At 68.8% G+C, this 8525-nt stretch carries 8 protein-coding genes and 1 pseudogene; 8 read left to right on the forward strand and 1 reads right to left on the reverse strand.

Annotated elements, in window-relative coordinates:
* Positions 1 to 642: 642 nt before the first annotated feature.
* Positions 643 to 1689, reverse strand: coding sequence for an IS110 family transposase (locus VIM19_20310; protein ID HEY5187180.1), 1047 nt, complete (start codon positions 1687 to 1689; stop codon positions 643 to 645).
* A 277-nt stretch (positions 1690 to 1966) separates the two neighbouring features.
* Between VIM19_20310 and VIM19_20315 the strand changes: the two genes are divergently transcribed.
* The 8 genes and pseudogenes from VIM19_20315 to VIM19_20350 form a co-directional block, all read left to right on the forward strand.
* Entirely contained in the window at positions 1967 to 3178 is a 1212-nt protein-coding gene (locus VIM19_20315; GenBank protein ID HEY5187181.1) for an MFS transporter, read from the forward strand.
* Between the two features lie 345 nt (positions 3179 to 3523).
* On the forward strand, positions 3524 to 4186 hold the full coding sequence (locus VIM19_20320; GenBank protein ID HEY5187182.1) for a hemolysin III family protein: 663 nt from the start codon (positions 3524 to 3526) through the stop codon (positions 4184 to 4186).
* Between the two features lie 149 nt (positions 4187 to 4335).
* Positions 4336 to 4875, forward strand: coding sequence for a flavodoxin domain-containing protein (locus VIM19_20325; protein ID HEY5187183.1), 540 nt, complete (start codon positions 4336 to 4338; stop codon positions 4873 to 4875).
* Complete coding sequence (locus VIM19_20330) at positions 4847 to 5536, forward strand: hypothetical protein (protein ID HEY5187184.1); 690 nt, start codon at positions 4847 to 4849, stop codon at positions 5534 to 5536. The genes VIM19_20325 and VIM19_20330 overlap by 29 nt, the downstream gene beginning before the upstream one ends.
* Positions 5537 to 6037: 501 nt before the next feature.
* A complete protein-coding gene (locus VIM19_20335) occupies positions 6038 to 6427 on the forward strand; it encodes a nitroreductase family deazaflavin-dependent oxidoreductase (GenBank protein ID HEY5187185.1) in 390 nt (129 codons plus the stop codon).
* A gap of 146 nt (positions 6428 to 6573) precedes the next feature.
* Positions 6574 to 7077 carry a flavodoxin domain-containing protein gene (locus VIM19_20340; protein HEY5187186.1) on the forward strand — a complete coding sequence of 168 codons (504 nt, stop codon included), beginning with the start codon at positions 6574 to 6576 and terminating at the stop codon, positions 7075 to 7077.
* 177 nt (positions 7078 to 7254) lie between these two features.
* Positions 7255 to 8127, forward strand: a pseudogene (locus tag VIM19_20345) (ABC transporter ATP-binding protein).
* A 41-nt stretch (positions 8128 to 8168) separates the two neighbouring features.
* Positions 8169 to 8525 (forward strand): ABC transporter permease (locus VIM19_20350; GenBank protein ID HEY5187187.1); only part of this gene is annotated, 357 nt, incomplete at its 3' end.

Genomic DNA, 8525 nt, shown 5'->3' on the forward strand with positions numbered 1-8525 from the left:
GCCGCAGACCATGAGGATTTGGTGATATTCGCCTGAGAATTTCGGCCCAGTGGCCAACGGGGTGGGCGCCGACCGGGGCGCGCCCCGTGGGCGGAGGCCGCGCACTCGAACGATCCCGGCGCGATCCCCTGGCCAGCCAGAAGCTCATCACCCAATCCGTCTCCGGCCACGACCTGCATCCTGCCGGATCAAGCACCCGGCGAACCGCCCTCGAACGGCATTCCTGAGGGGACGGGGCCGGTCAAGAGCGTGAGTGGGTTGTTCTTCCAGCGCTTTCCCGGGCGGTGCGGCCGGTTGTTGGGCGGCGTCGAGTAAGGGGGCGGGGTCAACACGCAGCGCCCGGAGCCCGTAGGGCGAGGACGAACGGTGTTGACGCCGTCCCTGCTCGACGCATCGTCGATCAGGCCGCTGCGCCAGGAGGGTCTTGTTCTGTTGTGGGTTCTCGCTCCGGGTCCGTCTTGTGGAAGGGCAGCCGATAGGGGGGCTGCCTGGGCATTCCTCCGCCACGACGTGGTGAGCATGGAGCGGTGCGGCAGGACGACTTGCGCGGGACCAATCACATGGGGTCGACCACGACCCGCCCCAGGCGGGGTGGGTGGGTCATGCCGTTCGCGGTCACGCGCGCAGGCCGCGTCTTCGCGGTCACGCTGGTTGTCTCGACGGCTGGTCGAGGCAGCGGGCGTGCCCGTCGCGCAGGGTGTAGTAGACGACGTGCAGGAGCCGGCGTCCGGCGGCGACCTTGGAGATGTTCGCCGCGGTGCGCCCGCGCCGGTCGGTGATCAGGCGTCGCTTGTCGGCCAGGTAGGGCTCCCGGATCCGCTGGGAGGCTTCGGTCGCGGCCCAGCGCAGCAACCTCGAGCCTTGTTTGGTGATGTGCCCGCGGCGGGTCTTGTCGTCCGAGGCGTAGTGCCTCGGGGTCAGCCCCGCCCAGCTCGCCAACGCCTGCGGGGTCGGGAAACGGGTGACGTCGCCGATCTCGGCGACGAACACCGAGGCGAACACCGGACCGATCCCGTTGATGCTCAACAGGTTGCGATACCCCGGGTCGTCTTTGAACTCCGCGGCGATCGCGGTCTCGACCAGGTCGACCTCGGTGCTGATCGCCGTGATCAGCCGGCACTGCGAGGCCACCCGCGACGCGTACGGCTGCGGCAGCTCGACCGCAGCCAGCGCAGCCAGCCCGACCGGACCGAAGATGTCGTTCAACGGGAGCAGCACCCCGCACTTGCCAAGCACCGCGTGCACACTCGCCTTCAGTGACGCCCGGGACTTGACCAGCTTGTGCCGGTGCCGGACCAGCTCCCGCCGCCCCCGCACCACCGGTGGGGCGATCCACGACTCTGCGAGATCACCCATCCGCAGCAGCCGCGCGAGCTCGGTGGCGTCCCGGGCGTCGGTCTTGACCCGACGGTTGTGCATCGACGCGTTGCCCTTCGGGTGCGCCAAATGCACCTCGAACCCCGCGCCCTGCAACGCCTCGACCGCCCAGTACCAGCCGTAGGTGGCCTCGACCGCGACCGGCGCGGCCGGCCCGGCCTTGCCGACCTCGGCAACCAACGCCGCGGGTGAGTTGTCGATCTGCACGCACTCCAGCACCGTGCCCTCGGTGTCCATCCTGGTGATCACACTGCGCCGGCGAGCCAGATCCACACCGACGAACTGCCGCTGCCCGGCATACCCTGCATTCACGGTGGCCTCCCAACACGTGGATTGTTCTTTGGCAACCCGAGAATGACTCGGGCGCCACGGGAACGGGAGGCCCCGTCCCCTCATCGCATCACGTATGCGCGGTCACTCCACGGTGGCGGCGCCGACGGTGCTTCGGACTACCTCGGCGGTGTTGGCGATCATCCTCGCAGAAACGCCCTGGACCTGGGACGTGCGTCGCCCGCCCGCCACGCTTGACCGGGCGGGTGACGCATCTATTGCCCGGGCGCGGGCGACCAACGTTCATCAGGATAGGCACGTGACGCGCGGCACCGGGCTCTCCCGCTACCGGGATACGGTGTCTCTGCCGGGCGCAGCCGCGTTCAGCATCACCGGGGCCGTCGGCAGACTGGCGCAGGCGATGGTGGGGCTCGGTGCCTTGTTGCTCCTCACCGGGCTCGGACGTTCCTACGCCCTCGCGGGCCTTGTGGCTGGGGCAGCGGCGCTGAGCCAAGGTCTGGGCTCTCCCTGGCTCAGCCGCGTCGCCGACCGAGTCGGCCAGCGTTTCGTCCTGCGACCGCAACTGCTCGTCCACACCCTCGCCTTGGTTGCCCTGGTGGTGGCGGCGCAGCGGCAGGCACCAGGATGGGTGCTGCTCGCGTCCGGGGTGCTTGTGGGGCTGTCGATGCCGCAGTTCGGTGCCTACTCGCGCGCCCGATGGACCTTTCTGCTGACCGGTGACGATCGCATCCTGACCGCGCTGTCGATCGAGTCGCTCGTCGATGAAGCGGTGTTCGTGGTGGGACCTGTCCTTACTGCTCTCCTTGTGACGACGGTGGCCCCTGCAGCCGGATTGCTCGCCGCCGCAGGCATCGTTCTCGTGTCCGGTCTGGTGTACGTGTCACTGCACTCCACCGAGCCCCCCGTGAGTCAAAGACTCCCCCAGCACCGTGGGCCGTCTGCGTCACGGAGCTCGGGACTGCGGGTGATCGTTGGGGTATTCCTCGCCATCGGAGCGATGTTCGGGTTCATCGAGGTGGGCGTCGTTGCGCTGACACGAGAGTATGGCCACGCCGGAGCTGCCGGCCTGATGCTCGGGCTGTGGGCAACGGGGAGCCTCATCTCCGGAACCGTCTACGGCTCGATCCAATGGCGGAGCGACGCGTCGCGGCGATTCCAGATCGGTGCCGCGGCGATGGCAGTCGGCTGCCTCCTCATCGCCGTGTCGTCTTCTGGGCTGACCCTGGTCACGATCAGCCTGGTTATCGCTGGGCTGGCCAACGCGCCGACGTTGATCACGGGCAACACTCTGGCGTCTGCGGTGGTCCCCCACGACGCGATCACCGAGGCCTACACCTGGCTATCCGTCGCCGTGTTCGCCGGAATAGCCGTCGGATCCCCGATCGGAGGACTGCTCATCGACCGACTCGGAGCATCCTGCTCCTTGATGGCCAGCATCGGCGCGGGAACTCTCGCGGCGGTCTTGGCAACGGCCTGCAACCGCTTCCTCAGCCAAGTTGAGCCCCCGTGATCTCCAGAGCTTCGCGCGATCCTCGCGCAGATGGCTGCGGCTCGATTTCCCGGTCGATGACATGGAGCAGCGCGCGGACGAGCAACGAGTCCAACGGTTCGCCGAGCGAGCGCTATCGGGCACGTCGGTGCGGGAGATGCGACCTGGTGGGGCACGTTGACCTCGACCTTGTTGCCGCGGGTTTCGTGGTGTGCGCAGCCCAGCGACGCCCTCGCTGATCAAGATCACGGCGCGGTACCCGAACGAGCCGCCCCAGACGCCGATCGGGCGTGTGACCGGCTCTGCGTGGCATGCTGGGCCTCACGCCGTTCCAGGTCGGCGGGCGGAGGGTTGAGGCACCTGGCGATGAGGACCGTGTTCGACTATCCAACCGGCAAGTTCCGCCCGGCCATGCGCGGACTGTTGCATGGTGGCGCGTTGTTGTTGGCGGTCCCGGCCAGCGTCGTCCTGTTGTGGCGCGCAGAGCCTGCTCGTCGGGTCGAGGCGGGCATCTACGCCGCGAGCCTGCTGCTGGTGCTGGGGGTCTCGGCGGGGTACCACCAGCTGACCCGCTCACCGCGCAGTCAGCTGGTCATGTCCCGCCTGGACCACGGAGCGATCTTCGTCCTGATCGGCGGCACCTGTACGCCTATCGTCCTCGTCGCGGTCCCCTCGCCATACTCGATCATCCTGCTGAGCCTGGTCTGGGGTTTTGGGGCGCTCGCCGCCACCAGCCGCGTCCTGCGCAGGCTCCCGAAAGTGTCCGCGAGCATGTACGTGGTCGTCGGCTGGCTGGGCGTCTTGGCCCTGCCGTGGCTGGTGCGCTACTCGCCGCTGGTCTCGGCCGGGGTTGTCCTGGGCGGCCTGTGCTACACGGTGGGAGCCGTCCTGTTCGCTCTGCACAAGCCCACCGGATGGCCGACCGTGTTCGGCTACCACGAGTTCTTCCATGTGTTCACCCTCGGTGGGATCGTCTCCCACTTCTTGTGCGTCGATGCAGTCGTCGGCGTCGCATCTCACGCCGGGTGACAACCAGCGCGCCGATGTGCCGGGGGCTGCTGGGCATGATCCTCGTCCGCGAGTTCCTCGTGATAGCCGGTCTCCATTGTGCCTGGTTGTGACGCGTCCACGGCCGCAGCGCGCAATCCTGGCTTACCCTGCCCCGCACCGAACGCCGGATCGCCGAGCGCATCGCCGCGACGCTGGGGGAGGCCGGACAGACAGCGGAGCTGCGCCCGGCGCAGGCCGTGGGCGACTTGGCGGGCCATGACGCCTTCTTCATCGGCAGCGGCGTGTATAGCGCGCACTGGCTGAAGGAGGCTGCCGAACTCGTGCGGCGCAACCGCGGTCTCCTGGCCGAACGGCCGGTGTGGCTGTTCAGCAGCGGCCCGCTGGGCACAGCAGCCGAGGACGCCCGCGGTCGCGACCTGCGCGTCGCCGCGGAGCCCAAGGAGTTGGCCGAGTTCAAGGAGGCCATCAATCCTCGGGACCATCGCGTCTTCTTCGGGGCGTTGGACCCCAGCAGGCTGGAGTTCGCCCACCGGATGGTCCGGAAGTTGCCGGCCGCCCGAGCGGTGCTTCCCGATGGCGACTTCCGCGACTGGAAGGACATCGGGGTCTGGGCCGAGAGCATTGCCCGCGAACTGGCGCCGGAGCCGACCGCCGCTGCGGCCCTGGAGGAGGTACGCCATGAACCGGCCACTGACGCAGACACCTGAACCCGCCCCCGCAGCGGCTCGCGACACATCGCGGGATCCGATCCTCCTGATCGACCGGTTCCTGCCGCGCTATGACTTCGCGGTGGTACACGCCGGCGTCTTCCGAGCCCCACCCGAGGCGTGCTACCAGTGCGCTCGCGGCCTGGACCTGCTACGGGATCCGCTCATCCGGACCCTGCTCGGCATCCGGTCCCTGCCCGAGCGCCTGCTGGGCCGGCTGCCCGGGCACCGCGCGGCAGCAGGGGCGGAGGCGCCCCCACCGACGTTCCGGTTGGACGACATGGTCGGCCCGCCGCTGGGCTGGATCCTGCTCGGCGAGCAGCCGAACATGCAGATCGTCCTGGGACAGATCGGTCGTCCCTGGAAGCCGGTCGGGGCGTCCGAGGGGCCGCCCGTCGCACCGGCCGAGTTTGCCTCCTTCGACCGTCCGGGCTTCGCCAAGATCGCCTTCAGCCTCCTGGTCCAGCCCTACGGGGTCGCGTCGTCGATCCTGACGATGGAGACGCGGGTCGTCTTGACCGACCCGGGGAGTCGGCGACCCTTCGGGCGGTACTGGAGGCTGGTCGAGCCGTCCGTCCGATTGATCGACCGGATGACGCTGCGGCTGCTTGCCGCCGAACTCCGTCGCTCGACTCCCACCGGCACCTCCACAGGGACATAGGGAACAGGCACCGACCAGATCGAGGCCGCCGCACGGCAGGGAAGCCTCGACGAGGCCACCACCGCGGCGCTCGTCGAGGACTACCGGCCGGCCCCCGGGACTGTAGTCACTCAGGTCGGCCTGCTCGCCACAGCTCTCGTGGCGCCTGCGTAGACCTGCTCAGTCGATGGTCGGGCCACTCCCCGGCGGCGCGGGGCGAGGGCAGGGTCAGCCGGACCCGGCTCCTGCCCCCGGTCGTGACTTCGCAGAGTCTGCCGGACCGGACAGGCGCGCCTGAACACCGGTCCGACCCGCCCGGGCACGCTGGTGCGCCGGCCCGGCATCGGCCGCTGGGTCGTTTGGCCCTACGCGGATGGCTCTGCGGCTGTTACACCTCGTCGCATGGGTCGCAGAATGACGTTCGAGCTCTGAGGCCGAAAGCCCCTACCAGATTGACAAGCCAGCAGAAGACTTGAGGTCGCCAAGGCGCGCTGTCCGGCAACCGAAACGAGGCGAACCGTCATGGCGTACATCAAGCCTCCAGTCCTCACACGGCGCCTGGCCAATCCAATGGCCATGCGGCTGGGCATGCGCGGCGTCGCCACCCTCACCGTGGCTGGCCGCCGCACCGGCGAGCCCCGCAAGGTTCCGGTCATTCCCGTCGAGGTTGGTGCTAGCCGCTACCTGGTTGCGCCCTACGGCGAGTCCGAGTGGGTCCGCAACCTGCGAGCCGCAGGCAAGGGAGAACTCAGCCGCAAGGGTCAGACCGAGGCCTTTCAGGCAGTCGAGGTCCCAGCGGGCGATCGGGCAGCCATCATCGCTCGGTACCGCCAGGTCGCCGGTCGGACCGTGAGTCCGTACTTCACGAAGCTCCCCAAGGCCGATGATCATCCGGTCTTTCGAATCGGCTAACGGCTCGGATGGAACGCCCGGCCTTTGGCCTGCCCTGCCCAAGGCACGCCGATTCCGGGTAGGGCCGTGACACGTCGATGACAATGGACCCTGGTCGCGCTCCAACCCGCAGCACACGCTGGCGACAGGGGGAAGGGAGGTGCGCCATGTCGGTTCTGGTGACCTACGGCTCGAAGCGCGGCGGGACCGAGGGGCTGGCAGAGATGGTGGCGACCGATCTGCGTGAGGAGGGCCTCCAGGTCGACCTGGTCCCGCCCAACAAGGTCAAGCGGCTCGATCAGTACGAGGCGGTGGTGGTCGGAGGTGCGCTCTACGCCTCCCGGTGGCACCGGGCTGCCAAGCGGTTCGTGAAGCGCCACACCGGTGAGCTCCGAGAACGCCCAGTCTTCTTCTTCTCATCCGGTCCACTGGACGACTCGGCACCTGAGAAGGACATTCCTCCTGTCGAGGGAGTCCAGGCGCTGATGGAGCGGGTGGGGGCACGGGGACACGTCACCTTTGGCGGTCGGCTATCGCCCGATGCCAAGGGCTTCCCGGCCAGTGCCATGGCGAAGAACAGGGCCGGAGACTGGCGGGACCCCGCTCGGGTCCGGGACTGGGTCCGGTCCATCGCCCCCATCATTCGGACCGAGGTGCCCCACACCCGCTGATCTGTGGCCGTAGTCGGCAAAGGTGAGGAGTCGCCGGAACACGATGGAGACTGTGGGTCCCGCGGGCTGGCCGGACGGGTCGGTCCACGGACGCTCGACAGCGCCCAGGCAGATGCACGTGGACTTCAGCGGAATCGGAACGACACCCCTGGGCGCTGTGTTCAAAGGGTGGAAGACATGGTGAACCCGATCGAGATCCACGGTCTGGTGAAAACGTTCGGCTCCACTCGGGCGCTGGACGGGCTGGACCTGGTGGTGTCGCCGGGTGAGGTACACGGTTACCTGGGGCCGAACGGTGCCGGCAAGTCCACCACCATCCGGGTGCTGCTAGGTCTGCTGCGCGCCGACGCCGGGCGGGTGAGCCTTCTGGGTGGCGACCCGTGGTCTGAGGCGGCCACATTGCATCGCAGGCTCGCCTACGTGCCGGGCGAGGTGAACCTCTGGCCGAACCTGACCGGCGGGGAGACGATCGACCTGTTGGGCAGTCTGCGCGGCGGCCTCAATGAGGGTCGACGCCGACAACTGGTGGAGCGTTTCGACCTCGACCCCACCAAGAAGGGACGCAGCTACTCCAAGGGGAACCGGCAGAAGGTGGCCATCGTGGCCGCGCTGGCCTCCGAGGTGCAGCTGTTGCTGCTCGACGAGCCGACCTCGGGCCTGGACCCGCTCATGGAGTCGGTGTTCCAGGCGTGCATCGACGAGTTCCGCGACGACGGCCGCACCGTGCTGCTGTCCAGCCACATCCTGGCCGAGGCCGAACGGCTGTGTGACCGGGTCAGCATCCTGCGGGCCGGCCGGTGCGTGGAGTCGGGCACTCTGGGCGAGCTGCGTCACCTGAGGCGTACCTCAATCAGCGCGGAAACGTCCACACCCCCGATCGGGCTGGACGCGGTGGGCGGAGTGCACGACCTGGTCGTCGAGGGCAACCGGGCCAGCTTCGACATCGACACCCAGTCGTTGGACGACGCGCTCGACGTCCTGCGGCGGGCCGGGCTCGTGTCGCTGACCAGCCAGCCGCCGAGCCTGGAGGAACTGTTCCTACGCCACTACGGCGACCAACTCGGCACCGCTGAGGGGATAGAGCCCGCCCGATGGCCGGGGCCGGAACGTTCCTGCGGCACTTCCTGCGCCGGGACCGCTGGATGCTGCTCATGTGGGTGCTCGGCGGTGCCTTGCTGTACGTCACCCAGGCGATCCAGGTCGAAGGGACCTACGCCACCCAGACCGACCTCGACAAGGCCGCCGCCAGCATGGCGCACAACGCCGCATTCATCGCCGTGCTCGGACCGGCGCGGGCACTGGACACGATCGGGGGCCAGGTGGCGTGGCAGGCCAGCGCGTTCGGGGCGATCCTGGCCTGGCTGATGAGCATGTTCCTCGTGGGCCGGCACACCCGCGTGGAGGAGGAGACCGGGCGCGACGAGCTGCTGCGGGCCTCACCCGTCGGC

This window comes from Actinomycetes bacterium (assembly GCA_036510875.1).
Taxonomy (GTDB): Bacteria; Actinomycetota; Actinomycetes; order Prado026; family Prado026; genus DATCDE01.